We start from the raw sequence: 26,473 nt of genomic DNA, 5'->3' as shown, positions 1-26,473 counted from the left end.
CAGGAATTTCAAGAAATCCTTATATACTCTCTTGTTCTTCTAAATATCTTTCCTTGTATTGCAGTTTGAATGCGACCTGAATATTCCCTGGGACGATCGGTTCGTCCCTGAGGTGTAAGCTCCTTGCCTATTAGTTTTGCTTGGCAAATCCGAGTAGTTTGAGGAATTTGGACGTATCCCCTCTTCTTTAGGAAAATCCCTTTTTATTTTAGGTGTTTAGGCAGGTTGTATGATTAGCGTTTCGGGTATCTCCCTAAATTTCGGTAAGAAAATCCTCTTCGAAAACGTTACAGTCAAGTTCAAGGAGAACTGCCGCTACGGTCTGATCGGAGCTAACGGTTCCGGTAAATCTACTTTTATGAAGATCCTTGCCGGTATGGAGCAGGCTGCCGCAGGTTCCGTTGCAATCGACGTAGGAGTGAAGGTCGGTTACTTAAAGCAGGACCACTATGAGTACGAAAACGAAACAGTAATCAATACTGTGATGATGGGGAATAAGGAACTCTGGGCGATCGCCAAGGAGAGAGATGAGATCTATTCCAAGCCAGAGATGTCCGATGAGGATGGGATCCGAGTCTCCGAGTTGGAAGAAGCCTTCGGAGAAATGGGCGGTTACGAAGCGGAAAGTACTGCGGGTGAATTGTTAGAAGGTCTTGGAATTCCTACCAATATCCATAGCCAGACTCTTTCTTTCTTAACGGGCGGTTTTAAACTTAGGGTTTTACTCGCTCAGGTCCTATTCCAAAAACCGGACGTTCTTCTTTTGGATGAGCCTACCAACCATTTGGATATCAAGACCATTAACTGGTTGGAATCCTTCCTTCTGAATTATAAGGGAGTAGTTATCGTCATCTCCCACGACCGACACTTTATCAATTCCATCGCAACTCATATCTGCGACTTGGATTATCAGTCCATGTCCGTATATCCTGGAAACTATGACGAGTACATGGAAGCTTCTCAAGGTGCTAGAGAAAGAGCCCAAGCTGACAATAAGAGAGCTAAGGAAAAGATCGCAGAGTTACAGGAATTCGTAAGTAGGTTCAGCGCGAACGCTGCAAAATCTAAGCAAGCGACTTCTCGTCAAAAGATGATCGAGAAGATCAAAGACAATATGACCGAGATCCGACCTTCTTCTCGTCAGTTCCCTTATATTATATTCAAGATGAAACGTCCTTTAGGGAAGGACGTGATCCTAGCGGACAATATTTCCAAGGCATACGACGATAGATCGATCTTTAAGGATTTCACTATCAATATTACCAAGGGAGAGAAGATCGCGATCATCGGTACAAACGGAGTGGGGAAAACCACTCTCTTGAAAACCTTGATGAAACAGATCGATCCGGACAGCGGAACTGTTGCCTTTGGGGATTCCGTGGAGAGTTCCGTATTTCCGCAGGACCACCGAGAAGGGATCGGCGAGGACGCGGACTCCATTATCGAATGGTTATATAGATTCGCACCTCCAGGCACGGAGATGGAAGAGATCCGCGCGATCTTAGGTAGAATGTTATTCAGCGGTGATATGGCAAAGAAACCTACTCAGGTACTTTCCGGAGGGGAGAAGTCCCGTATCATCCTCGGAAAGATGATCCTTACCCAAGACAATCTTTTGGCATTGGATGAGCCTACCAACCACTTGGATCTCGAGTCCATTGAATCCTTGAACTATGCCTTAACGAAATTTGAAGGAACCATCCTATTCGTTTCTCACGACCGAGAATTCGTGAGCTCTATCGCTACAAGGATCCTCGAGGTCACTACGGAAGGGATCCGAGACTTCAAGGGAACCTACGAAGATTTCCTAGAGAGAGAAGGACAGGAATTCTACAAACGCCTCGCCGGCGGACCTGTTCTGACCGAAGCAAATTAAGAATTAGGAATATTGTTTTAGGTGTTTCACCAGGCCGTCTAAGGCGAGCTTTCGGTGAGACACTGAGTTCTTTCTTTCGTCTGAAACTTGCGAGAAATGAGCGGAGAAGGGCGGGTAGTAAAAGATAGGATCGTAGCCGAAACCGTTCCCACTGGTTTCGTACTCCTCGGAGATCAATCCGTGGCATTCCCCTTCAAAAGTATATTCTCCTTCCGGAGTTACTAAGGCGATCACACAGACGTACTTTGCGTTTCGATCCTTCTTTCCTTGCATTTTGCTGAGTAGAAGGCGGGCTCTTCCTTCATCGTCTAGACCTTCTCCTCCGAATCTGGCGGAATAAACGCCGGGTTCTCCACCCAGAGCATCCACGCAAATACCTGAGTCGTCCGCAAGAGAGGGAAGTTTGGAAAGGGAATATAGATCTCTAGCTTTTAAGAGAGCGTTTTCTTGGAAGGTGATTCCGGTTTCTTCCGGGCCGAAGTCTATTCCCAATTCCTTTGGAGTAGATAAACTAAACCCCAAAGGATCTAAGATGGCCCGAATTTCGCGAACTTTATGAGAGTTGTTGGAGGCTATAACTAGGGATTTCAATTTCCCAGTTTGAACTCGTCGAAAGCATCGTCAATGGTCGGAAGTACTTTGAATACTTTGTCCAACATCGTGATCTCGAAAAGTTGCAGAAGATCGTCGTCATTGACTACGATGATGATATCTCCCTCTGCGGAGTTAAACTTCTTCTTATAAGAAACAAGGATACCCAAAGCAGTGGAGCAGATATGGCTCACTTCGGTAAGATCGATTATGATCTTAGGAGAAGGCTCAAAATTATGATCGCTTAGGTTGCGATCCAATTCTTCGCTATCGGATTGGAGGATAGACCCCGAAATTTTGATGATATGAATATCGCCTTGAACGGTTATTTCCATGTGGGTAACGAACCTTGTTTGCATATTCGATTTTTTAATAGCAAGCAAAAAACAGCTTTTTCGGAAGATATGGTGGGATCTTTCCGATAAAATTCCCGAAAAACCACTCTTAGAGTAATTTTCGGGAACAAATCTAGAAAAAAAGGATTTATGTCCCTCTAATGAAGCGGATTCCCTCACTCGTTCAAGAAGAACCTTCCATTTATGAAGTCGCCTTGTTCAATTCATCTCTGAATACTTGCGAGGTCATCTTTGCTTTATATCTGGCGATGAGTTTATCTTTGATAATGGTAAACGGTCTTTCCGTGAGCAGATAATAGAAATACGCGCAGAAGAATACGAAGAGCCCAACAGGGATCGTATATAATAGGAATTCATGTTGTTCTAATTTTCCATCTGCGAATAAAAGCTTTCTGGAAAGAGGGACCATCGCCACTACATGGATCAGATACGCGCAGTAAGATAGCTTAGCGAATGGAAAGAATACCTTCCAAGAGAGGAACTTTCCGATCGGATCGTCTTTTCGCATTGTGAAAATAAAGATCAGGATCCAGAGTATGGAGAAGCTCGGATAACGAATGATCTGGTGAAAGCTCATTTTGAATTCTTCTGCCAAGATCGTATAGGTAACAAGGACTGCCCAAACGCATAGGTGAAGAACTGTTCCGAGTCTTCCTGACTTAAATAGCCATTCCAGCCAATGTTTACGAAAACTGAATATATAAGAGAATACGATCCCGCAAAGAATGGAATCTATATGTCCCTGGAACGGATAGTAGAAATACGTATTGTACAGGTTTACACTTTCCGATCCGGTCGTTTTAAATAGGATCGTATAGGAGAAGATTGCCCTATAAATAGTGGGAATAATCGTGAGAACTACTAGCAAGGTTAGCCGGAACCTTTCCGGCACCTTGGAAAATACGGTCAAAAGAAAAAGTGGAAAGATAATATAGAACTGTTCTTCCAAGGATAAGGACCAACCGTGGAACATTGTCCCTTTCAAATAATCGGAAAGATAGAATATATCATACCAGATCCTTCCTTTGTATATTTCGATCTGTGCAGCTATCTCAGGCGTAGCAGTTTTTAACATGATCGGGATGAAGACGAAGTATTGCAAAGCTAAGAACGCATAATACGGAGGAAAGATCCTTAAGAATCTTTTAATATAAAAGAATTTCCAGTTGATAGTTCCTTTATTGTTCAACTCTGCGAAAAGAGGAGTCGCGATCAAGAATCCGCTCACACTGAAGAACATGTCCAAACAAGTGGAACCGTTGTCCAAAAAATTTCTCATGTATGGATTGATCTCCGGAATGAAGACCTCTACGCTCCGATACATATGCCCGTAAATGAGCATAAAGAAGCACATGGTCCTGATCCCGTTGAACGGGGCTATTTCTTTATCGTCGGAACGGAATATTCCGAGGAAATACTCTTTCATTTAGTCATCCTTAGGGCTGTTGATTTGTATACGAAGGAATCCTTGCTTATCGTTTGGAAGGTTTCGCTTTCTGTATCAGGAGTTTCTAATATAATTGTGTGTGCAGGTTCGGAATCCGAGCATCTAAAGGCGTCCCTTACTAGGAAATGCCATTCTTCATTCAGGCAGGAGCTGTATCCTTCTCTTGCTAATTTGAGAACGATCCCGATGCCGATGTCTCCCTGTTTGAAATCCTTTTCATTGGATTTCCAGAGGATCCTATACTTGTTCTCTTTTTGGGGAGAGATCGCTTCTACGAATTTATCCACTCTGTCGTCGTATTTGAATTCCTGGTTCTTGCCGTAGAATGCAAAGCAGAGAAAGGATAGAACTGCAAAATACCAATAGAAAGATCTATTGCTTGGGAACTCTATCTTGGCGAAAAACACCTTGATGTTTAAATAATAGAGAAGGGCCGCTATTATATAAGTGAACCAGTATATATGGGAGATCTGACCTCCCTTCATCTTGAACCCGCCGAACAGAGTAAGGCCGAAGGCCCAAAATAGAACTGTCAGGAGTCTTTTGTCGAATTCCTGGAGCCTGTCTTTTCCGAACAAAGGGATCCCGAAGAATACACCGACTACTAAAAGAGCTGGAAACTCCTTTAAGAAAGAAAAGGAAGCGGTATAGTAGGATAGAACATAAGAGAGAGTCGGGCCTATCTTGTGGACGGTCGAATTCTTTAGAGCTAAGGTTAATACTTTTGTAATATTCCCCGGAGAGTGAGAGAATTCTTCCAATAAGGGAGGGAGCCAGCATACGATCGTGAATGCGATGGAGCAGAAAACAATGATCAGGAATTCTTTGCTCTTGTATTCTGCAAATCCGTAGCTTTTATAAAAATAGAATATTCCGATCGCGAGCAAAGGGAATACGAAGGAAATCCCTACGATCTGGTTCTGGACGATCAGGTTTGCGGAAAGAGTAAGCCAAAAGAAGTTCCGGATCGATCCGCCTGTAAAATCCGCTAAGGCGAGTAAGAACAATAATGTGGGGAATAGGATGACGCCAGGGCTCCAAATATTGGAGAAGGCCCCCGGCAATAATGGGATGAGCCCGATCAGTAGGGCGATGAGTAAAAATACGGAAGAACGATTGTCTTCTGTCCTACTATATAGGATCTTAAGACTTACGAGGAGCAGGCCAAGATTGTATAAAACGATCCCGATGGAATGAGCTCCATGAGGTGATTTTACGAAGAAGAAGATCTTCTCCATCCAAGAAAGATAATAGAATGTAATCGGACCCGGATGGTTCACAACAAAGCGAGAATAAGCTCCTAAGGTTTCTTGGAACTGACCTGCCTTTAGGATTTGCAATGCGTTGGCGGCGTAATCCCCGATTTCTTGGTACGGTTGCGTGAAAAATGCGGAATTAGCCGCTAAGTAACCCAACAATGAGAAAACAGGAATGAATAGAATGGAAAGGGGTAATTTCTTTTCAGGAAAGGCTTGCATGAATGAAGGAAAAATGACAGGGCGAATGTTTTCCAATAAAGATCTGGCAGTCGACTCCTCGGTCAAGTAGATTCTTCGTTAGAACGTGCTTTAAGCCTGTTCGGGCCGATTTCGCGGAGAAATCATAGGATAAAATTTTCTTCTCCCCAAAGCGACTCCTTTTGGAAATAAATTACGCTTGCTCGAAGCAAGATAATTCTTCTATGCTTCCGGGATCGTAATCCTGGGAACGCTTTGATATGGATCCGTTTTTCTTAAACTTCTATTCTTTCGGTTCGATATTGATCTCTTTGTTCTTCTTGTATATCGCCTTCTTTTTCTTAACGATCAAGGATAGAAGTAAGGCTGCTTTTCATTTAGGAGTCTGCGCTCTTACCACCGTATTTCATAACGTAGGATATACTTGGGGATTCATTTCTTTTGAAGAAGGAACGATCTACCATCGTTTCATTACGACTACCGCTCCTCTGATGAGCTTTACTCAGCTTGTAGGATTCTTTATTTATTTTCCGGAACCTAGAAAGAAGGGCATCATCCCGGGTTTGATCTTTTATTGGCTGTTATACGCGGGGGTTCTCTTTGTTGCGATCTTTTATGCGATAGAATGTTGGAATGCTCCTCGTTCTTTCGTTCCTGGGAGCCATTACTGGGATTACGAAGCGAATCTATTTTACGGATATTTTATATACATCATTTTATTCTACGAAGCCTGTTATATGGTGATCGCTATCTGGAAGGCGATCATTGAGACCGGAAAAGAAAGGCGTTCCGTTATCTATATTCTTCTTAGCTATGCAGTGATCACGGTTGTCCCGGGAATTTTGAATGCTCTCAGTCGGAACGGAACGGTGGCCCGGGCAACTTACCAGCAATCCTTTAATCTCGGAATGGTTACCGGATTGTTCCTGATCATGATCGTGTACGTGAATGCCACTAAGGAAAGGACAACCATTCTGAGTCGGATCGTAGGAGTCTCTCTCGCGACCTTCTTCGTATGTTACCAACTCGTGGGTTATTCCATTTTGAACGGTTATGAGAATTCTTACGATGAGATGAAAAGAAGGGACAGCCAGATCTCCGTCACCGAGGACAAGGACTCTCAGGGACTAGCTTATATCGTTTCTTACGATCCTCAGGAAAATGAATTTCATCCGGAGAGAGGGATTAAGGATCTTCGCTTTAAGAAAGAGGATGAGCTGGAAGTCCGTTTCTTAAGGGAGAAACTCCTTCTCTGCAATTTGGGAAATTTATCTGCAGACCAGAGGCTGAAGAAGTCCGAACCTATTTTGGATGAGTCCCCTTCCGAATTCTCTGCATATGCGAACGGAGTGCGTGGATTTCTGAAGAGCAAGAAGAAGGAAAAAGTGAGCGATTCCGATATGGATGCCTACTTTACGAATATATACAGAAAGCTGAATATAATTCGAAATAAGTATTCTCGTTTGCCGAATCCTTCCAATCTGAAATCCATTCAAAATTTATTAAGTTCGGAAGAGCCGGGATTATCCGAAACTCTCACATTGGTCCGCGAGGACGCTCTACGAGCAGTGCAATCCTCAAGACCTTCGGCGGAAGTATTAAAAACCGTCTTGACCCCGCTCTCTCCTATTCATCCTACCGGAGCTAGGATCTACAGAGGGACCCGAGTGTATTCCGTGGGAGATCCCAAACCCAAAATGTATCTCTCTTATTATTTCGTTCCGGATCCAAAGGGCAAGATCTTCGAAGTAGGATTTAATTATCGGGATTATAGGCTCTTTCAGCACGATCCTTCTTTGATCTTGGTATTGTCCATGATAGGGACCTTCATGGTGATCGTGTTCGGTTTCCGGTTCTTCTTCCAAAATGCGATCGTGAAGCCAATGGACGAAGTGGTTGTGGGATTGACCGAAGTAAATTCCGGAAACCTCGAATATAGATTGGTGCCTAGAGTAGAGGATGAGATCGGATTCATCGCTAGATCTTTCAATAAGATGGCGAGAAGTATCCAGGCGGCTCGTAAGAGATTGCAAAAATACGCGGACGAATTGGAAGAAAAAGTAGAGGAGAGGACCAAGGAACTCCAAGCGACTCTTGCGGAAGTAAACGAACTGAAGCAACAGCAAGACGGTGATTATTTCCTTACTTCCCTTCTGATCAAACCTCTCGGAGCGAACAAGGCTACTTCTGAAAATGTGAAAGTGGATTTTCTTTTAGAGCAAAAGAAGAAGTTCAGCTTCCGCAGATTCAACGACGAGATCGGCGGCGATATGAATATCGCCAACCAGATCCGATTGCGGGGAAGACAATATACAGTCTTCTTAAACGCAGACGCTATGGGAAAATCCATGCAAGGAGCCGGTGGAGCCTTGGTTTTAGGAGCGGTATGCGAATCCATTATTGAAAGGACCCGCATCGTGGAAACCATGAAGGAACAATCTCCTGAAAGATGGTTAAAGAACGCATTCATAGAGCTTCATAAGGTCTTCGAGAGTTTCGAAGGTTCCATGTTGGTTTCTTCGGTGATCGGGCTCATAGACGAAGAATCCGGAAGTTTATATTATATCAACGCGGAGCATCCTTGGACTGCTCTATACAGGGACGGCAAGGCGAGCTTTATTGAAAACGATCTGATGTTCCGAAAGCTTGGAACTACGGGGATGGAAGGAAAGATCTCCGTAAAGACCTTTCAATTGCAAGCAGGCGACGTGATTGTCGCAGGCTCGGACGGTCGGGATGATCTATTGCTAGGTAACGACGAAGAGGGGGGCCGGATCATCAATAACGACGAGCAGCTCTTCTTAAGATTGATAGAAGAAGGAAGCGCAGATCTAACGAAGATCTATGAGGCGATCAAAAGAACTGGTGGCCTGACCGATGACCTATCTTTGGTCCGAATCTCCTTTAAAGAAGAAGGCATCCCGGAACGGATCCGCGAGAAGGAAAAGATTCGCCAATTGATGAGAAACGCCAAAGAGAAAGCAAAAGAAAAGAATATTACGGAAGCTTTAACTCTTTTGGAAGAGGCGGATGGGCTCGATAATAGGCTCCCGGAAGTAAAGAAGGGAATATTGAAATTCCATATTCGCTTGAAGGATTATCCCAAAGTTGCGCATTACGCAGAAGAATATTTGAATATCCGACCGGTGGACAGAGAAGTTTTATTTATCGCTTCTTACGCAGCACGAAGAGCAAAACAATTCCATAAGGCACAGGACTTCGGAGAGAGATTACTTTTGAGAGAACCGACGAATGTCCGGAATTTGATCAATCTTTCTTCCGTTTCGATCTCACTTAGGAACTATGAAAGAGCGAAATATCTGATACTAGAAGCACAACGTTTGGAACCGGATAACTCTCAAGTAACAAAAATTAGAAAAATGTTAGATACTCGGGAGTGATGAGCTCTAGTTTTTCGAATAGTTCTTTTGGCTAATGAGACTTAATGCAAAACATTTAGCCGTAATTTTTCTTTGGAAATTAATTTTGTCCAAATTGTGTAAATATCTTGCCAATCGAAGTCAAAAAAAGTAAAATGCGCGGGGCTTTTTTCGGCGATCGATCGATACACACTAAGATCGTGAAAGAGTTCTCATACTTTCATGCTCTCGTACAATACGAAATTAAGAATGGGATTTATCGGGGCCGGATTTCTCGCCCTGATCATTGGATTCTCCTCCTGGATCAGTAGCAGGAACCTCGCTGTATCCAAGGACTGGGAAAGTCATACTTTCGGAATATTGTCGAAACTAGAGAAACTTTCCGCCGCGATTCGGGAATCGGAGATCAATCTTCTCTCCTATGTCTCTACCCGCCAACGGATACATGTCCAAAATTATGAAAATTCCAAGTTAGTCGCTATCGAGGCTTGGCAGGAATTAAAGGCCCAGACCGGGGATAATGTAGAACAACAGCTTACTCTAAACAAGATAGAAAAGGCATTCTTAAAAAGGGACCAATTGATCCATGAGATCTTGGATCATCCGGGAGACGCTGAAAGGATCAAGGCTCGGATCATTCCCGTCGAAGAGGAAATGAAGCATTTAGCGGAAGACTTGAAGCAAAGAGAAAGTAAGCTTTTGGTCATTCGGTCTTCCGATTCCAAGACTAAAATGATGATCGCAGAATGGATCCTGGGAATATCATTCTTATTTAATATATTTGTCTTAGTTGTCCTATATAAATTCCTAAATAACGAATATAAACTAAGAGCAAAGACGGAGACTGATTTTTTCGAGAAGAATACACTCTTGGGATTGATCATGGATAATATGGCCGATGGGGTTGTTGTCTTGGACAAATCCGGCTCAAGGATCCTACTGAATGATAAATCCGAGAAGTTGCTTGCCGAATCTTCCGATCTGCTAATCAGTTTAGACAATCTAAAATCGAAGCAGGGCAAGTTGGTCCTGAAGCCTGGAACTGCCGAAGAACAGATCATTCTTGCAAACGGAACTACATTGAACGACAGAGAGGGAAGGGACTTGGGAAAAGTATTCCTTCTTTCGGACATTACATTAGAGGAAGGGATCTCTAATGAAAAAGAGATCTACATGAGGGAAATGCTCATGATCAAGACAGCTTTAGATTGCGTATCGAGCAATATCATGATCGCTGATAATGATCTAAACGTTGTATATACGAATAAATCCGTAGTGAATATGTTCCAAGCAGCTAAGGAGAATATCAGAACGGAATATCCGAATTTTTCTCCCGAATCCTTGCTGGGTTCTTGTATAGACTCATTCCATGTTCATCCGGAAAAACAAAGACATATCCTTTCTACATTCAATTTCACTCATAAAAGTTCCATTTCCATAGGAGGAAGGGAATTCAATTTAAGCGCAGACCCTGTGATCGACGAAAAGGGAGAAAGGCTAGGTAGTGTTGTGGAATGGCTGGATGTGACTGAAAGGAATCGAAAGGAATTCCTGATCAACCAACTGAACCGAGACCTTGAAGAGAATGTTAAAAAATTAGAATATGCAAATAAGGAATTGGAAGCATTTAGTTATTCCGTTTCTCACGATTTGCGCGCTCCGATCCGAGGAGTGGACGGTTTTGCAAGGATCATGCTCGAGGATTTTGCTCCGAAGATGGAGCCTGAAGCCGTTCGTCTTTTGAACGTGATCGCTTCCAATTCCAAATTCATGGGACAATTGATAGACGATCTTCTCGGATTCTATCGGGTTTCTAAAGTGGAGCCGAAAGCGGATCGAGTCGACATGAAGCATATGGTCATGGATGCGATAGAGATCATAAATCAAGAATATCAATACGATAAGATAGACACTCGTATTTCCGATCTTCCCATAATCAGGGGAGACGGTGCTATGCTAAAACAAGTCTGGTTGAATTTGATCTCAAACGCGTTTAAATATTCTTCCAAGTCCCAGCATCCGACTGTAGAGATCGGATATTTGAGCGGGGAGAAGGATAAGACTTTTTTTGTAAAAGATAACGGGGTCGGTTTTAATAATCAGTATACTCACAAGCTTTTTAAGGTATTTCAGAGATTGCATTCTAACGAAGAGTTTCAAGGAACGGGAATCGGTCTTGCAATTGTGGACAGGATCATAAAACGTCATGGCGGAGAAGTACGGGCAGAGGGCAAAATAGGCGAAGGTGCAACATTCTATTTTACATTACCTAACAAGGATTAAATGATGAATCAGTCGGGACATTACGATATTCTTTACGCGGAGGATAATCCGAACGACGCGGAGTTGACCCTTCGCGGATTTAGAAAAAATAATTTAGTAAATCAAGTTTTTCATGTGAAAGATGGAGAAGAGGCGTTAGAATTCTTGTTTACTAAAGGAAGATATAAGGATCGTGAAAACACGGGACGACCTCTTTTTGTACTTTTGGACCTGAAGATGCCTAAAGTAGACGGTCTAGAAGTGTTAAAGGAAATTAAATCTAGCGAGAATCTGAGAACGATCCCAGTAGTGATGCTCACTTCTTCTGCGGAAGAAAAAGATATAGTGGAAAGTTATAAATTAGGTGTTAATAGTTATATTATTAAACCTGTGGAATTCGAAAAGCTCATCGTAACAGTATCTGAAATCGGACAATATTGGTGTATATTAAATAAATCGGTGCATTAATATGAGAGCACTTAAATTCCTTTTTTTGGAAGATTCTCCGACCGATTTGGAGTTGATCCAAAGAGAACTAAAAAAAGGGGGAGTGGAATACATCCCTCTACACGCTCAGGATAGAGAAGAATATATAAAGGCTATCGTTGAAGAGAAACCGGATTTTATTTTTTCGGATTTTTCATTACCGAATTTCGACGGATTGTCCGCTCTTTCTCTCGCTAAGGAAAAATGCCCTGCGACCCCATTTATCTTCGTTTCGGGAACATACGGAGAAGATGCGGCCATCCAGACCTTGACAAGAGGTGCGACTGACTATGTACTAAAAGACCGTTTGGTCAAACTCGTGCCTGCACTCAAAAGAGCCATCAAAGAGATGGAAGAGCATAACGCTCTTAGGAGAGCCGAAGCGGAGAAATACGAGATCGAAGAGCAGCTTAGACAGAGCCAAAAAGTCGAGGCAATGGGATTTCTTGCGGGAGCAATGGCCCATGAGATCAATAATCCAATCATGGCGATCATAGATTACGCGCAGATGATCTCTAAAGGAGAGATGGACCCGGCAAAGATCCAAAAGATCTCTTCTAAGATCAAGCAGGAAGGAGAACGGATCTCCGAAATGGTCAAGGATCTACTTAGGTTCGCTCGTCAGGAAAAAGGGGTGTATGAACCAGTTAGCGTGTTCAATCTGATCAAGAAGACCAGGGCGATCACGGAACAAAGACTGAAGATGAGTCTGATCCAAATGGATCTACGCATAGACCCTGAGCTTCCTTTCGTTCTGTGTAAGGAAGGGCAGATCCTCCAAGTCTTGTTGAACCTGACCAACAATGCGATCGATGCGTTGAACCAACGTTATCCGGCATTTAATGAGGACAAGAGGATCTCAATAAACGCCAAACGCGAAGAAATCGCCGGCAAGGCATGGGTCCGCATTACTATCGAAGATTTAGGATCCGGTATACCTCCCGAAGTAGGTAAATCCATTTTCAATACCTTCTTCACAACCAAAGGAGCAGAAAAAGGTACGGGACTCGGACTTTCCGTCAGCTTGGGGATTGTAAAAGAGCATGGAGGCTTTCTCTCTTTCGAAAGCGTTCCCAACGAATACACAAGATTTTTCCTTGATTTGCCTGCGGTCTAGAAGTCATTTTGGAACTAACCGTGTGATTTTTTTGTCAAATAATTACCTCCTCGAAGGTTAAAGATATGATGGAATCTACCGAATATACAGACTTGGTTTCTGAAAAACCGTTTGCAGATCTGGATCTTAGGATCGGAAAAGTGGTCGGTTTTGAACTCGTGCTTGAGCATGGAGAAAAGGCGTATCGCCTAATCCTGGATTTTGGACAAACCGTAGGAGTCCGCAGATCCAGCGAGGTTCTTCCTTCTCTTGGAGAAGAGGGGGATCTATTGTCCAAGCAGGCTCTTTGCGTCCTAGACTATCCTTCCGCGAATGTCGCGAGAATGAGAGCCCAGGCTCTTTTCCTCGGATTCATGGAAGATGAGGCGGAATTTACTAAAAACGACGCCATCGACTTCGCACGCCTCGCTTCTTAATATAAGGATTTTTGAAACTAGGCCTCCTGCAAAGGCCTAGTTTTGCTCGCTGTTTCTCTTTCCCTCTTGACCTTCCCCCGAAAATCCGTATTGTTTGCTGTCTCTATGCCTTATAAACCCACAGAACCCAGTATGAAGCTGGGAAAATTTGCAGTCTCCTTCGCCAAAGATTCTTCTCTTGGGATCTTGTCCGGAGTCAAGGCTGCACTCGTAGGCTCTTTTGAATGGAGCGCTAAAAGTCTTTCCCAAATCTCAGAGGCTCCTTTGGTAAAGGGAACTAAGCTAGAAGAATTCCTACGCAATACCGGCAAATCCTTGCAAGAAGCAGGAAGCAAAACGGAAGAAGGTCTCTCCAAGGCATTCGAATCCACGTCGGAGGCCATGTATGTCGCATTACAGGCATTAAACGACGCTGACTCCGTTATAAAGAAGAAGTTATTCGAGAATATTTCCGTCTCCAGTATCGTGGGAGAATCCTTTGCCGGACTAGTCACCACTTCTGAGATCAAACCTTCTTTTCGTTTAGAGGGAAAAGATGTGAGTGTAGAAGAGGTCTTAGCAGATTGGAAGAAGTCCGGCTCTCAAAAACCGATCCTTTGCGTGCCCGGATTATTTTGCGATGAGGGCCTTTGGAAAACAGAATCGGAAATCTCTTTTTCAGATGTGGTGTTGGAGGAAGGATACTATCCTTTTTATCTCAGATTCAATCCAGGGTCCCATATCTCCGACAACGGTTCCAGTTTACTTGATCTAATGCGGGAGATCTTAGAGGATTCGGAGATCCAAAAGTTTAAGCTAGACGTTTTGAGTTATAGCCAGGGAGGACTGATCTTTAGGAGTGCTTTGAATCTCGCTAAAGAACAGACCTATCCTCTTCCTTCTTATATTAAGAAAGTATTATTTATTAGTTCTCCGGACGGGGGTTCTTATATTGAAAAGATCGGATTTTGGTTGGGTCTAGGTGCGGAATCCCTGCCCGTATTTCCCGTACAATTAGTCGGATATATCGGGAACCAGAGAAGCGACGCCATGAAGGATCTTTCTCACGGTATTATCCGAGAGCAAGATTGGAAGAGCGGATCCCATCTTTCCCGGTACTGGAAGCCGCAATATTTCGGGGAACTAGATGATATAGACGCCTATCAGATCTATAGTTTCGTAGCCGAAGAGGAGAATCCTTGGTCCTCTTGGATTGGGGATGGGATCGTAGAGCAACCTAGTCTCACTCTGCTTAGTGATTCTGTTTTCAGAAAGAAGGAAAATCCGGAAGGAAGAGTAAGAGGCTTAAAAGGGCTTTCACATTATCAGATCATGCCCTCGACCGAGCTAAGAGAATATTTCTTAGAGATCTTCGGATCGAAAGAATAACTCTTTGATATTCCGATCTTAAGGATTGTTCTTTCGAGTTGTTATCGATCCGAGAGCGGTGCTGGTACTCAATCTACCCAATTCTTGGATCTATACTTATCATAACCGATCTGTAGAATTTCCTCGATCTGAGAATAAAGGAGAGGGTCGCTTTTCTTGATATGAAAACAGCTTTTGCCTTTTAAGCAACTCAGCAGCTCTTTCGGGACCTGTTTCTTTACATCTGGATCGGAATATACGGGCATAAAATAGAAGCCTACATATCCTTTCTGAACGAGTAGAGTGGCAAAAAATACTTCAGGCTTCTTTTTGCCGACGACACTGATCTCTTTCTCGCTGACGAGATTGAATTGCCCGCCTGAATCTCCCCGGAGCTGTATGCTTCCCTTATGATAGGGCAGGATCAGTCTTTTTAGCTCCGTAAAGATGCGAACCAACTCCGGTTGTCCTGAGGATTTATCGCTGTACTTGATCTCTGTCTTCTTTTTGGGAGAAGAGGTCTTCTTTGGGGCAACTTTCTTGGGAGAGGACTTTTTAGGACGAGGAGTTGATTTCTTCTTTGCGGGCATACGGTGAATCCTGACTCACTTCCAATCTTAGGCAAGTTATTTTCGATAGGTAGAATGTGTTCAAATATTAAGAATTCGTAATATAAAGGAAATGTTGACCGAACTCTGTTTGTTTGTCCCCCCACTAATTGGGCCTGAATTTAAAATAACGAGTGTTCTCAATAAAAAATATACTATATAAGTGCCTTATAAGAATAAGTTTGTTACAAGTTAAGGCCTGGGAATTAAGATGCATTTCAGCTAAATAAAAAAAGGTGAATGCAAATGAAGAGAAAATTAACAATACTCTCCTTCTTGTTGATCGGTTTTGCGGGAACAAATCTCTATGCGAGTAGAGGTGCGGTGACTCCAAACCCAATTGACATCTTCGAGACGTCTGCCGATGCGAAATCCATAGCAGTACAAAGACAGGTGCAAATAGAAGCGAATCTGCCTGTGCACAAGGCTCTGTTCTACGGAACGCATAACTCTTATAATAGTAAGGCGTATGCTGGTCCCTTCTTCTCGTATGCTTTTCCGAATCAGATCTATTCGATCACGGATCAGTTGAGGTTAGGAGCAAGGTTCATAGAACTAGATATTCATTATTATCTCAGCACGAATTTTAAAAACGATTTCTTGCTCTGCCACGGACAAGCAAGCGGTCTTGGCTGTAACGTATTCGATCGCCCTGCTTCTCAGGGGTTGGCAGAGATCAGGGATTGGATCTCTAATCCTGCGAATCGAAATGAGGTATTGGTGCTTTATTTCGAGGATTATATCGATAACAGGGCCGATGAATTCTTAGGGATCGTAAGAAGCTATTTGGATCCTTATCTTTACAGATACCCAAGCGGATCTTGCGGAGATATTCCGAACGCGGCGGGGATGCCTAAGTTAAAGGATCTGGTTTCTTCGAATCGCAGGATCCTCATGATGAGCAACGGATGCTACGACGGAGTTTGGAACCAGTACGATAAGAAGATCTTCTTCGGTAACAATACGATCCATCCTCTTGATTTCAAAGGCTATCCGGATTGCAACTGGTCCAGAAGCGTTTACGATTCTACCATGACCCGTGTTTACAACGATAGCACGAATTATTTCGGCGTCTATGACGGAGCAAAAGACACAGGAACATTCACAAATGCGAATATTGCTCAGATGCTTTCTTGCGGGATCAGCGTATTCGGTATCGATCAGTTCAGTCCAGATTTTGCGAAACAAGGCCTTTGGTCTTGGGATTCTGCAGAACCGAACAATTACAATAATAACGAAGACTGCCTCCAAGTCGTAGGAAGCGGACGTTGGAACGATAATAATTGCTCTAACGGATATCGTTACGCTTGTAAGGATTCTAGCAGCAATTGGGCGATCACTGACGCCAGCGGAAATTGGGCAAACGGTAAGAGCGCATGTGCCGCAAAGGGCTGGACCTTCTCCGCACCGGTCACTCCGTATGAGAATAAAAAGCTCCTAGAGGCCAAGACGGCAAAAGGAGTCTCGGAAGTTTGGGCGAATCTAACCGACCAATACACCGAAGGATATTGGGAAGCGGGTAGATAATCCTTTCCTATCGAAAGATCCCGGATTCATTCCGGGATCTTCGTTTCAATTTTCTATAATATAACGGATTAATACTGAACAATAGCTTTCAAAGAGGCAGATGGCTTCTTGGCTTTTGGGATTTCCCTGGTTTCCCAAGGGGAATGATCCGGAAAATTCCCCCAATAACTAGATTCTAACACGAATTTTATCGTCGACGAGGCCGTACCCAGGAGGAGGATCTACGAAAGAAAGAATTTCTTTTGCTCGGGATTTTAACGGCAGCGAATCGGATCTAAGGGGAATTTCTGATCAATGGCACAACCTATATTTAAGGTATTATTCGCAGAGGACAACGAGAGTTCTGCCGAACTTCTCATTCATTTCTTGGAACGTTTCAATTTTCAAGTGGATCACGTCGTAGACGGAATGGCCGCGGAACTGAAGCTAAGAAAGGAAAAATACGATTTCATCATTCTGGACAATCTTATGCCCGTTCTTTCCGGGATACGTTTGGCCAATAAGATCCCTGATCTGAATAAGAATTCTCCAGTTGTACTTCTTACTGCAAGTAACGAAAAAGAAGATGTGGTCAATGCTGCGCATAGCAAGCAGCTCGTTGGTTATATCCTGAAGCCTTTCGATCCGGACAAGCTTCTGCAAAAGATAGTGTCCGTCCTGAGGATCCCCGAAAGCCAACTCATTGATAAAAAGAGTTACCCTTTCTCCATCGAAAAGACGAAGAGGGACTCGTACGGGACCGGAGTAAAGTTGATCGGTTGCCCATTTCAAAAGAATGCGGAGAAGATCGCTCAAGAGATCGCATTTATCCTGAAAGAATTACCGAATCCCCGAAAATTCTTCATAGAAGTAGGAGAGGAATTCTATTATATGAAGAGATCCAACGAATTGTTGGCCTCCCTGGTCACTCGCTTGGCTTCCAAATACGAGATCAAAGAAGAAGATATTTTGATCCTAAGCCCTTAATTTTTTTGGGAACCGCCTTTTTAGCCTCTGGTCCCAGGTCCGTAAAGAGGAGAAAAAGATGTTTCGCAAAGTTTCGAAAATCGCCGCAATCTTGTTAACGTTGGGAATGGCTACCCTTCTAACCCAAGGTTGTCATCACAAATGGATGTCCCATGAAAAAAGGGCAAATTATATCGTCAAAAAACTTAAGTCCGAATTAGATCTGACTGAGGCTCAATCTGCGTCTTTGGAAAAGATCAAAGATGAGGTTCTTGCTAAACGCAAAGAGCTTAAGATCGGAGGACATTTTGTTCCTAAGGAATTCGTAGAAGAACTCCGCGCCGATAAACTGAATATCGACAAATGGAACAAACTGGGAGAAGAAAAAGAGAAGAAAATCGCAGCTTTCAGGGTATTCTTCACTAAGAAGGCAAGCGAGTTTCACGCGGTATTAACTCCTGAACAAAGAGGTAAGCTCGCGGATCTAATATTAAAGTTCCAAAGTAAATTCGATAAGGGTGACGAGGACTAAGTTTCTCGCTTCTCGGGGGTAAAATGGGAGAGGAAGAATTTTCCCGCTTCGTAGAAGGAACCAGGGAGATCGTCTTAGCGGCGATCTCCCGTTACTTGTATGAACGCTTCGCATATGCGATCGACGACGTGGCTCAGGAGACTTATCTCCGAGCTTACAAGGCTCTTCAAAAAAATCAGTTCAGAGGAGACTCGAAACTGACTACTTGGCTGTATACGATTGCCAGAAACGAATCCATTCGAATGAACGAGAATTTGATTCGAGAAGAGACCAAGGCGGAAAAAGCCGGTAAAAGATCTAAAGAAGAGACCAGAACTTTTGCGGCGGAAAAAGAGCCGGATGAGACTTTGGATCTTCCTACTTGGGAAAAAGCCAAGATATGGATCTCGAATCTACCGGATGCCTATAAAAGTGTGATCGAATATTATCTTTCCGGATATTCCGAAAAGGAGATCGCTGAGGCCTTGGGAGTTCCCGCAGGGACAGTGAAGTCCAGAGCGGCTCGAGGAAAGGAGATGCTCCGACGAATGCAAAATTCCGAAAGAAGAGAAGGAGGCGAAGTATGGGGAAAACTCTAAAACAAAATCTACCAATGCAAGAAGAGATCAATATTAGAAAAACGGATCCGAATTGGTCCAAAGAATTGGCTTCTTGCGTTATTCGCCGTTATAAGGAAGAAGAAGGAAATCGGACTGTAGTTCGCTTTCCCGTAAGAAACGTATTGGCAGCGGCCGCCGTGCTCCTCTTGGGTGTTTCCATCGGATGGTTCGCAGTCTCCGGAGGAGGTTCTTTGAACCCCGAAGAAGATATGTACCATGGAGTTTCTTTGCTTCTGGACGGTGACTCTTACCTTTCTAGTTTGGAAGAATAATATTTTCTTCGTCCCGCCCTCTTTTTGGGGGCGGGATTTATAGTACATTTTCAGAATCAATTTTCCGTATTCCGTCTGAAATTTTTATCTAAAAGAACGAGCATTCTTTCTTCTTCTTACCTGGTTTCTCCATATCCTTTGGAGGAAAACACCAATGAAAAATATTTCGTTAACCGTTTTGGACGGTTATCTCACCTCGGACCCGGAACTGAAGAGGACTCAATCCGGCAAGTCTGTCGCAAGCTTTACCGTGGCAGTAAACCATAACTACAAGAAGACGGAGGGCGAAGAGTCCGAGGTCAGTTATATAGATATAGAGAGCTGGGAGCGCACCGCCGAGAACGTTTCCGAATACTTGAAAAAAGGAAAGAAGGTTACGGTGATCGGGCAACTCAAGCAGGATCGTTGGAAAAATCAGGAGGGCCAAAGCCGTTCCAAGGTCAAAGTAATAGCGGACGAAGTTCGATTCGATAGCTTCGGCGATCGAAAAGAGAAAGACGCGGCTTAAACTTTTCGTTGGTGGGATCTTTCGGAGAGATCCGGAAGGTTCCACCTTTCTTGACGAAAAACTTTGGTTCAAAGTCTTTGTAGGAGTAGAATGATTACGGTGATTTGGGCCAACGCCCAACCAGGCAAGATCTCCAAATTGGAAAAAATGACGCAAAGTCACTGGGAACAATTACGCAGAGAGATCCCGGAAACTACCGGTGTACAGGTAGATTGCGACGAGGATACCGTGCTCTTATTGGATCCTAGTTTTTCCGAACTGGACTTAGAAGATTGGAAAGGTCAGGATCTTCAGTTTACCAACGGTCTGATCCCTGTGATCACCCAAGATCCCAAGGGTTTGATCTTGATGCAGGCGTTTTCCAGCCCTGAGAGTTTGGAATTGAGCCGCAACGAATCCATGGGAATTTACTTTAGCCGGTCCAGGAACGAGATCTGGCGCAAAGGTGATACTTCCGGTCATATTCAAAAATTGAAGCGTATCCGAACTCCCAAAGACGGAAGTTTTCTTGTGTACGAAGTGGACCAAGAAGGGGCAGCCTGTCATGAAGGATATTATTCCTGCTTCTTTAGAGAGAAGGATAAGAAGGGAGATCTTCGTCTTTTGAATATTCCCTTTCTTGGAAAATGAGCCGATAGAAATTAAGAGCGCATGTTATGATTTTTAAGAATAAATTCGTATTCAGATCCGTAGCCTTCCTCGCGGTACTTGCCGTTCTAGGAATTCTCGCCTTCTTTGTTGTGGATGAAATGAAAGGAGGAGCAGTGGGAGCCGGCCAGGTAAAGATCGATCTCACGATCGAGCCTGGAGATTCTCCAGCCAAGGTTACGGAGACTCTTTCTAAAAACGGATTACTGAAATCCTCTACTTACTTTCTATATTTGATCAAGATCACTCGTTCTGCCGGAAAACTGAAAGCAGGACTGTACGAGATCAATGACGGTATGGACGCGCGTAAGATCCTGCAAGTCATCACCGAAGGAAAGGTAAAACTGATCACCTTTACCATTCCGGAAGGATACAATAACAGGCAGATAGGGGATCTGTTAGTTAAGAAAAATTTAATTAAGACCCGTGCCGATTTTCTGAACGCCGCCTCTAGGACGGAATTGTTGAGAGAATTCAAGATCCCTGCGACTACCGCCGAAGGATATTTATTTCCCGAAACTTATAGTGTGCCTGTGAATTTTCCCGCCGACAAGATCGTTCGGATGATGATCAAGAGATTCTTTGCTCGTGTGGAGAAGATCCCGAACGCAAAGGATCTGGACCCTAAGAAGCTGCATGATATCGTAATATTGGCTTCCGTCGTGGAGAGAGAGGCTAAGAAGAACGAAGAGAGACCTCTCATGGCCGGAGTCTTCTTGAATCGAATGAAACAGGATATTCCTTTGGAGTCTTGTGCTACGATCCAGTACCTATTCGACAAGCCCCATCCTCGTATCTTCGAGAAGGACTTGAAGATCGTTTCTCCTTATAATACGTATATGAACAAGGGCTATCCGCCGGGGCCAATATCGAATCCAGGTCAGCCTTCTCTAGAAGCGGCACTCATGCCTTCTCAAACGGAGTATCTCTTCTTCTTATTGAAGCCGGATGGGTTTCATTACTTCTCTAAATCTTTTAAAGAACATGCCGAAGCTAAGAAAAAGTACATCGATGTTCTGTACGACTAAAGAGGTTTCTTATGAGTTCTCCTGTCGATGAGATCGCGTCCGTTTCCGAACAATTACTTGAGGTCCAAAAATCCTTGGACCTGTTCAAGGAAAAACAATCTAGGCGAGAATCCGCAAGCGATGCGGCTATAGAATTTGTAGAGAAGGCAAGCATGGTCCTGGATCGAGTGGAAAGAAAGGAAATCTCTTTAACCGAAGATCAGGTCAGAAGGATCCGGAACAATCTTCTGAAGATCAGATCTTCTCTCGTGAAAAACCAGTCCTCCTGACGATCGTCATTCCCCTTATTCTGTCTCATTTTTGCTCAAGACTTGGGTCCAAAACTTAAATGACAGGTCGAAACGACCCCAGGTTATAGTATTTTGAAGCAATAATTCGCAACATCGGCAGGAAAAAAGAGATGATCGCAATCAAAGCTCCGACGGACGCTTCGTCGGCAAAACAGGCTTTAAGCAAGTCTTCAGCAGTAATCGAACAAGTTACCAAGGCACTCGCGGCAAAATGCAGCTCCGGCGGAAAAGTTTCCGTTTCCAAAATGGACCAAAACCAATTGGTCCAATACCAAATCGCATGGTTGACTTCGGAGCAAAGGATCGCAGAAAATTTCATCGATTACGCATGGAACGATTCTCTCGGAACAGGAGAATTGGAAAAACTAATGGCTCTCGTTTTCGCGGCCGAAGTAGTTTCTCATATTCGTTCCGAGTTTTCTTCTCGCCCTACTGAATATGGGATCAGCACCCAGGACCTCGTTTCCAAACTATTCGATGAATCCACAAACAAATTCTTAGAAGAAGCGAGCGCGATCGAAAACTACAATCATATCGCGGACCTCATCGTTTCCCTCGGACATTTCGGAGCTTACGGACTAAGCGAAGACCACGAAATGTTCCGCCAAACCTTCAAGCAATTCGCAGAAGAAGTGGTTGCTCCTAAGGCGGAGCATGTGCATCGCCACGACGACATCGTTCCGGAAGAGATTATCCAAGGTTTAAGGGACATGGGCTGCTTCGGTCTTTGTATTCCTGAGACTTACGGTGGTCTTCAGCCAAACGATAAAGCAGACAATATCTCTATGTTAGTTGTGACCGAGGAACTTTCCAGAGGATCTCTGGGAATCGCTGGTTCCTTGATCACTCGTCCTGAGATCCTTTCCAAGGCTCTCTTGAAAGGTGGAACAGACGCTCAAAAAGAGAAGTGGCTTCCTTTGATCGCTTCCGGAGAGAAGATGGGCGGTATCATGGTGACCGAACCGAACTATGGTTCCGACGTTGCCGGAGTTTCCGTAACCGCTAAGAAAGTAGACGGCGGATGGTCGATCAACGGTGTTAAGACCTGGTGTACTTTTGCAGGGTATGCGAACCTTCTTCTCATCCTGACCAGAACTGAGACCGATCCTGAGCTGAAGCATAAGGGTCTTTCTATTCTTCTCGCGGAGAAGCCTAGCTTCCCAGGACATGAGTTCGATTATAAGCAAGACAACGGTGGCAGGATCAGCGGTAAAGCGATCGGAACCATCGGATATCGCGGTATGCACTCTTTCGAAGTTTCCTTCGAAGACTATTTCGTTCCGGAAGAAAACCTGATCGGAATGGAAAGCGGTAGAGGAAAAGGATTCTACTTCCAGATGGAAGGTTTCGCCGGCGGAAGGATCCAAACTGCTGCTCGTGCGAACGGTGTAATGCAAGCTGCTCTCGAAGCGGGTCTTCGTTACGCTCAAGAAAGACAAGTTTTCCAAAAACCTATCTTCGATTACAATCTGACCAAGTATAAGATCGCTCGAATGGCGATGATCGTTCAGGCATCTCGCCAATATACCAATACTGTGGCGAAACTTTTGGACAACCACCAAGGACAGATGGAGGCAACCCTGATCAAATTCTACGCTTCCAAAGTTGCGGAGTGGGTTACCAGAGAAGCAATGCAGATCCATGGCGGTATGGGCTATGCGGAAGAATACGCAGTATCTCGTTACTTCGTGGATGCGAGAGTATTCTCCATCTTTGAAGGAGCCGAAGAAGTAATGGCTCTGAGAGTAATTGCAAAATCCTTGATGGATCAATACTCGGCTTAAAACCGACTCGCGTCTCTCAGATTGAAAGATCGGAGTTCTCTTCCTAAAGAGGCTCCGATTTTTTTTGTCCGGACCTTGGGTTGTATTTCTTATATTCTTCTTATATTATAGAATTTGTTCTGATTTTTAGGCAATGGCTAATCCTTTCGGGTTATTCTCTCTTCTATTCTTGTAGCAGTTTCTACAGGAATGACTATTTCGATTCCTAATATTTTATCCGAGGTTCCGCTTTGCAATTTTGCATGGACTCTTGGGAAGTTTGTTTCAACTAAGCAATGCTAGTCGCGGAACTTTAAAAAAAAGGAACCTTTTCTTTTTTGATTTGTCAGATTTGGTTTTTGAAACGGAAGCTATCCATGCGCCTAGTGCAAGGAGGTCTCAATGAAGTCTATCGTCGGTCTCTTATTGTTTCTTCTCCTTTTGCTTTCAAACTGTTCGCCTAAGAGTGGAGGAAATTCTTTATTTCTTCTTCTCGGCTTACTCGGCGGTGGTGGCGCTCATCATCTTCCTGCTCCAGGACAACCCGTTAATTTAAATGGAGGAGAAGGCTCTTCTACCGGAACCGTTACCGATGTAAACGGAGATGGAAAGGCGGACGGCATTTCTACAAACAATAATGGGATCCCGGACATTCCCCTCATCGATACCAACCATGATGGAGTCGCCGATGCAGTGGATGCAAACGGGGATGGGGTTGCGGATTATTATCTTTGCTTTCATGACGGAGTCACTACTCTAACTCTTGGCCCGAATTGCATAGGTGGTCAGGTGACTGTAGTTCCTGGCCAAGGCTACGATACCACGGACGACGGGGTTTCCAATCCGGACAATACGATCTTGCAAAGCATCGCAAACGATGTGACTGCTCCTAGTTCTTCTATCAATCCGGGTGCAGGGACCTTTGCTTCCGCGCAAGACGTTACGATTACATGCTCCGACAATGTGGCTCCCGGAAATATCGCTTATACTACGAATGGGGACACTCCTGTCTTTTCTCCGATCCACGGACAGATCGGTGGTCCTCCTAAGGTTACATTCTCCGTTGGTGCCAGCGGAAACGGATCGTATACGGTGAAATATCTGTGTAGGGATCTCGCAGGCAATTTACAAGCGGCCGTGCAAACCGCAGTCTTCGTTATAGACGATCATTTGCCGGATATCACCACTTCCAATTTGAATTCTCAATATATTAGTAATTCCAGTGGTGCGATCAACGCCGCTACGTTCAACTGGTCTTCGAACCGAGATGGAACGTATACGATCCGCGTGAACTCTACTTCTTGCACGGATGGAACGATATTAGAAGGTCCTTCTTCCGTTACGAATTCTGTTAGTAATTCTGCGAATATCAGCGCGAGTTCCCTTTCGGTGGGATCGAATTCCCTTCGTATCTGCGTGATCGATTCTATTAGCACGCAAACAGGTCAGAAGTTGGTGGATATTACTAGAGATGATACCGCTCCGACTGTTACCCCGAATCCGACTGCGGGAGACTATTCTTCCACCCAAAGCGTGTTCTTATCCTGTTCCGATTCGAGTGCGGGTTGCGACAAGATTGTCTATACTACCAATAGCACCGATCCTACGATGACTGGATCTTCCGGAAGCATTACGAACGGAAGCAAGTTTACTTCTTCTATTTCTGCAGCGGACAGTTCCATTACAGAAATACGATATATTGCTAGGGATAATGCGGGGAATGTTTCTTCCGTGGTATCTTCTTCTTATACCGTGGATTCTACGGTGGCGAATGTAAGTATCACTGCCGGAAGTAGTTCGAGCTTAGTCTCCGCTTCCAGTTCCGCTACCATCAGTTGGCATAGTGATAAGGCAGGAAGTTATCAGCTCCGGATCGGAGGAACGGATTGTTCCAGCGGGACCGCATTGTCTAACGGCGGTGGGAACTCCAACGTGACCGGGACGGTGAGTGCAGGAACTACCGATACGACTTCTACTATCCAAAACTCGGCGTTCAGTGATGGAGCAAACACGGTGAGAGTTTGCGTCTCGAACCTGATCGGGAACTTTGGTTCTAGCACGAGGACTGTGACCAAGGATTCTACTGCACCATCGGTGCAATCTTCCACTCCTTCGGATACGAGCACAGGGGTGGCTCCGAATCCGGGAAATCTTACGATCGTGTTTAACGAGGATATGAAGACGGACGGTTCTAATCCGACTTTGACTATCAATCTGTTCACTGTGGATGGGACTTCTTCTGCTGCGGCTTCTACTGCGAACGGGACCACATTCACGTGGACGGATTCCAAGACTCTGAAGATCAAACTCTCTTGGATCAATTTCCCCGAGAATACTAAGATCAGTTATACGTTGAGCACGGCTGAGTTACAGGATCTTGCAGGAAATGCGATCTCTTCCTTTAGTGCGATCAGCTTTACTACAACTGTCCGCCAGAAGAATCGATCTATTGCGGATACTGGGCTTACGAATTGTTATAATGCGACTACTTCGATCTCTTGTGGAGATTCTAGTTTCCCTAGACAGGACGGGGACTTTGCGAATACTCCTTCTACCCGGAACTTTAGTGGTCCTACTCTGAATGCAACGTTTACGAGCGATGCTACTGTGAAGGACAATCTGACCGGTCTCTCTTGGAGAAACTGTATCACCGGAAAAAGTTCGGGCACGAGCTGTACCACCGGCACGAATACCACCGGCGCTTGGTTGACTGCGATCAACCTTTGCGCTCAATACAATGTAATGAACTCAGGTAGCGGTTTTGCGGGTAAGACGAACTGGAGAGTTCCTTCTTCGGATGAGCTGGATACTTTGCCGAATTATAGTTTGGATGCGGGGACCGTGAGTAAGATCCCGAGCACTCTGTTCGCGAATGCCACCAATAGTACGATCTATTGGTCCTCTACCGCTTATTTAGGAACAGGGGACAAGGCATACTTCTTGAACGGACAGGGAGTCGTCGGGTTCTCGAATAAGACCACTACGAGTCCTGTCGTTCTTTGCGTGAGTGAGTAAAGC

General features: G+C 44.3%; 23 protein-coding genes. 18 read left to right on the top strand and 5 right to left on the bottom strand.

Annotated features, from left to right (window positions below):
- The first annotated feature begins 229 nt into the window (after positions 1-229).
- On the top strand, positions 230-1,876 hold the full coding sequence (locus EHO57_RS05785) for an ATP-binding cassette domain-containing protein (RefSeq protein ID WP_135646090.1): 1,647 nt from the start codon (positions 230-232) through the stop codon (positions 1,874-1,876).
- 3 nt (positions 1,877-1,879) lie between these two features.
- Here the strand turns inward: EHO57_RS05785 and rdgB are convergent, their stop codons facing one another.
- From rdgB to EHO57_RS05765, 4 genes are all read right to left on the bottom strand, one after another.
- Entirely contained in the window at positions 1,880-2,467 is a 588-nt protein-coding gene (gene rdgB / locus EHO57_RS05780; protein WP_135646091.1) for an RdgB/HAM1 family non-canonical purine NTP pyrophosphatase, read from the bottom strand.
- Complete coding sequence (locus tag EHO57_RS05775) at positions 2,464-2,802, bottom strand: STAS domain-containing protein (RefSeq protein ID WP_135646092.1); 339 nt, start codon at positions 2,800-2,802, stop codon at positions 2,464-2,466. The genes rdgB and EHO57_RS05775 overlap by 4 nt, the downstream gene beginning before the upstream one ends.
- Before the next feature lie 202 nt (positions 2,803-3,004).
- Positions 3,005-4,249 carry an acyltransferase family protein gene (locus EHO57_RS05770; RefSeq protein WP_135646093.1) on the bottom strand — a complete coding sequence of 415 codons (1,245 nt, stop codon included), beginning with the start codon at positions 4,247-4,249 and terminating at the stop codon, positions 3,005-3,007.
- Positions 4,246-5,814 carry a hypothetical protein gene (locus tag EHO57_RS05765; RefSeq protein WP_246050547.1) on the bottom strand — a complete coding sequence of 523 codons (1,569 nt, stop codon included), beginning with the start codon at positions 5,812-5,814 and terminating at the stop codon, positions 4,246-4,248. The genes EHO57_RS05770 and EHO57_RS05765 overlap by 4 nt, the downstream gene beginning before the upstream one ends.
- A 173-nt stretch (positions 5,815-5,987) precedes the next feature.
- On the opposite strand from EHO57_RS05765, the gene EHO57_RS05760 reads away from it, so the two are divergent.
- The 6 genes from EHO57_RS05760 to EHO57_RS05735 all read left to right on the top strand — a co-directional run bounded on the left by EHO57_RS05760 (position 5,988) and on the right by EHO57_RS05735 (position 14,756).
- The gene (locus EHO57_RS05760; RefSeq protein WP_135646094.1) at positions 5,988-9,128 is read left to right on the top strand and encodes a SpoIIE family protein phosphatase; all 3,141 of its coding nucleotides are present in this window, start codon (positions 5,988-5,990) and stop codon (positions 9,126-9,128) included.
- 228 nt (positions 9,129-9,356) lie between these two features.
- On the top strand, positions 9,357-11,390 hold the full coding sequence (locus EHO57_RS05755; protein WP_246050545.1) for an ATP-binding protein: 2,034 nt from the start codon (positions 9,357-9,359) through the stop codon (positions 11,388-11,390).
- A gap of 3 nt (positions 11,391-11,393) precedes the next feature.
- Complete coding sequence (locus tag EHO57_RS05750; RefSeq protein WP_135646377.1) at positions 11,394-11,837, top strand: response regulator; 444 nt, start codon at positions 11,394-11,396, stop codon at positions 11,835-11,837.
- Position 11,838: 1 nt separating this feature from the next.
- Positions 11,839-12,972 (top strand): hybrid histidine kinase/response regulator LvrB, encoded by a 1,134-nt coding sequence (gene lvrB / locus EHO57_RS05745; protein ID WP_135646096.1) that lies wholly within the window; start codon positions 11,839-11,841, stop codon positions 12,970-12,972.
- A 65-nt stretch (positions 12,973-13,037) separates the two neighbouring features.
- On the top strand, positions 13,038-13,388 hold the full coding sequence (locus EHO57_RS05740; protein WP_135646097.1) for a CsaA family protein: 351 nt from the start codon (positions 13,038-13,040) through the stop codon (positions 13,386-13,388).
- Between the two features lie 132 nt (positions 13,389-13,520).
- Entirely contained in the window at positions 13,521-14,756 is a 1,236-nt protein-coding gene (locus tag EHO57_RS05735) for a lipase family alpha/beta hydrolase (RefSeq protein WP_135646098.1), read from the top strand.
- 68 nt (positions 14,757-14,824) lie between these two features.
- Here the strand turns inward: EHO57_RS05735 and EHO57_RS05730 are convergent, their stop codons facing one another.
- Positions 14,825-15,325 (bottom strand): DUF1801 domain-containing protein, encoded by a 501-nt coding sequence (locus EHO57_RS05730; protein WP_135646099.1) that lies wholly within the window; start codon positions 15,323-15,325, stop codon positions 14,825-14,827.
- Positions 15,326-15,589: 264 nt separating this feature from the next.
- Between EHO57_RS05730 and EHO57_RS05725 the strand changes: the two genes are divergently transcribed.
- From EHO57_RS05725 to EHO57_RS05675, 11 genes are all read left to right on the top strand, one after another.
- Positions 15,590-16,870 (top strand): phosphoinositide-specific phospholipase C-related protein, encoded by a 1,281-nt coding sequence (locus tag EHO57_RS05725; protein ID WP_210410046.1) that lies wholly within the window; start codon positions 15,590-15,592, stop codon positions 16,868-16,870.
- 294 nt (positions 16,871-17,164) lie between these two features.
- On the top strand, positions 17,165-17,836 hold the full coding sequence (locus EHO57_RS05720) for a response regulator (RefSeq protein ID WP_135646100.1): 672 nt from the start codon (positions 17,165-17,167) through the stop codon (positions 17,834-17,836).
- Positions 17,837-17,894: 58 nt separating this feature from the next.
- Positions 17,895-18,347, top strand: a complete 453-nt coding sequence (locus EHO57_RS05715; RefSeq protein WP_167882292.1) for a Spy/CpxP family protein refolding chaperone — start codon at positions 17,895-17,897, stop codon at positions 18,345-18,347.
- 23 nt (positions 18,348-18,370) lie between these two features.
- Positions 18,371-18,925: an RNA polymerase sigma factor gene (locus tag EHO57_RS05710; RefSeq protein ID WP_135646101.1), complete on the top strand. Its 555-nt coding sequence runs from the start codon at positions 18,371-18,373 to the stop codon at positions 18,923-18,925.
- The gene (locus EHO57_RS05705) at positions 18,910-19,218 is read left to right on the top strand and encodes a hypothetical protein (RefSeq protein ID WP_135646102.1); all 309 of its coding nucleotides are present in this window, start codon (positions 18,910-18,912) and stop codon (positions 19,216-19,218) included. Before EHO57_RS05710 ends, EHO57_RS05705 begins: the two co-directional genes overlap by 16 nt.
- Before the next feature lie 154 nt (positions 19,219-19,372).
- Positions 19,373-19,726 (top strand): single-stranded DNA-binding protein, encoded by a 354-nt coding sequence (locus EHO57_RS05700; protein ID WP_135646103.1) that lies wholly within the window; start codon positions 19,373-19,375, stop codon positions 19,724-19,726.
- Between the two features lie 90 nt (positions 19,727-19,816).
- Entirely contained in the window at positions 19,817-20,356 is a 540-nt protein-coding gene (locus EHO57_RS05695) for a phosphoribosyl-AMP cyclohydrolase (RefSeq protein WP_135646104.1), read from the top strand.
- A 26-nt stretch (positions 20,357-20,382) separates the two neighbouring features.
- Positions 20,383-21,402, top strand: coding sequence for an endolytic transglycosylase MltG (gene mltG, locus EHO57_RS05690; RefSeq protein WP_135646105.1), 1,020 nt, complete (start codon positions 20,383-20,385; stop codon positions 21,400-21,402).
- Between the two features lie 11 nt (positions 21,403-21,413).
- Positions 21,414-21,671: a hypothetical protein gene (locus EHO57_RS05685; RefSeq protein ID WP_135646106.1), complete on the top strand. Its 258-nt coding sequence runs from the start codon at positions 21,414-21,416 to the stop codon at positions 21,669-21,671.
- Between the two features lie 131 nt (positions 21,672-21,802).
- On the top strand, positions 21,803-23,476 hold the full coding sequence (locus EHO57_RS05680) for an acyl-CoA dehydrogenase family protein (RefSeq protein WP_135646107.1): 1,674 nt from the start codon (positions 21,803-21,805) through the stop codon (positions 23,474-23,476).
- A gap of 381 nt (positions 23,477-23,857) precedes the next feature.
- Entirely contained in the window at positions 23,858-26,470 is a 2,613-nt protein-coding gene (locus EHO57_RS05675; protein ID WP_135646108.1) for an Lcl domain-containing protein, read from the top strand.
- The last annotated feature ends 3 nt before the right edge of the window (positions 26,471-26,473 follow it).

The organism is Leptospira langatensis (genome assembly GCF_004770615.1).
In the GTDB taxonomy this organism is placed as follows: Bacteria; Spirochaetota; Leptospiria; order Leptospirales; family Leptospiraceae; genus Leptospira_B; species Leptospira_B langatensis.
The sequence above is the reverse complement of the archived record's forward strand: the minus strand, read 5'-3'. Positions and strand labels throughout refer to the sequence as shown.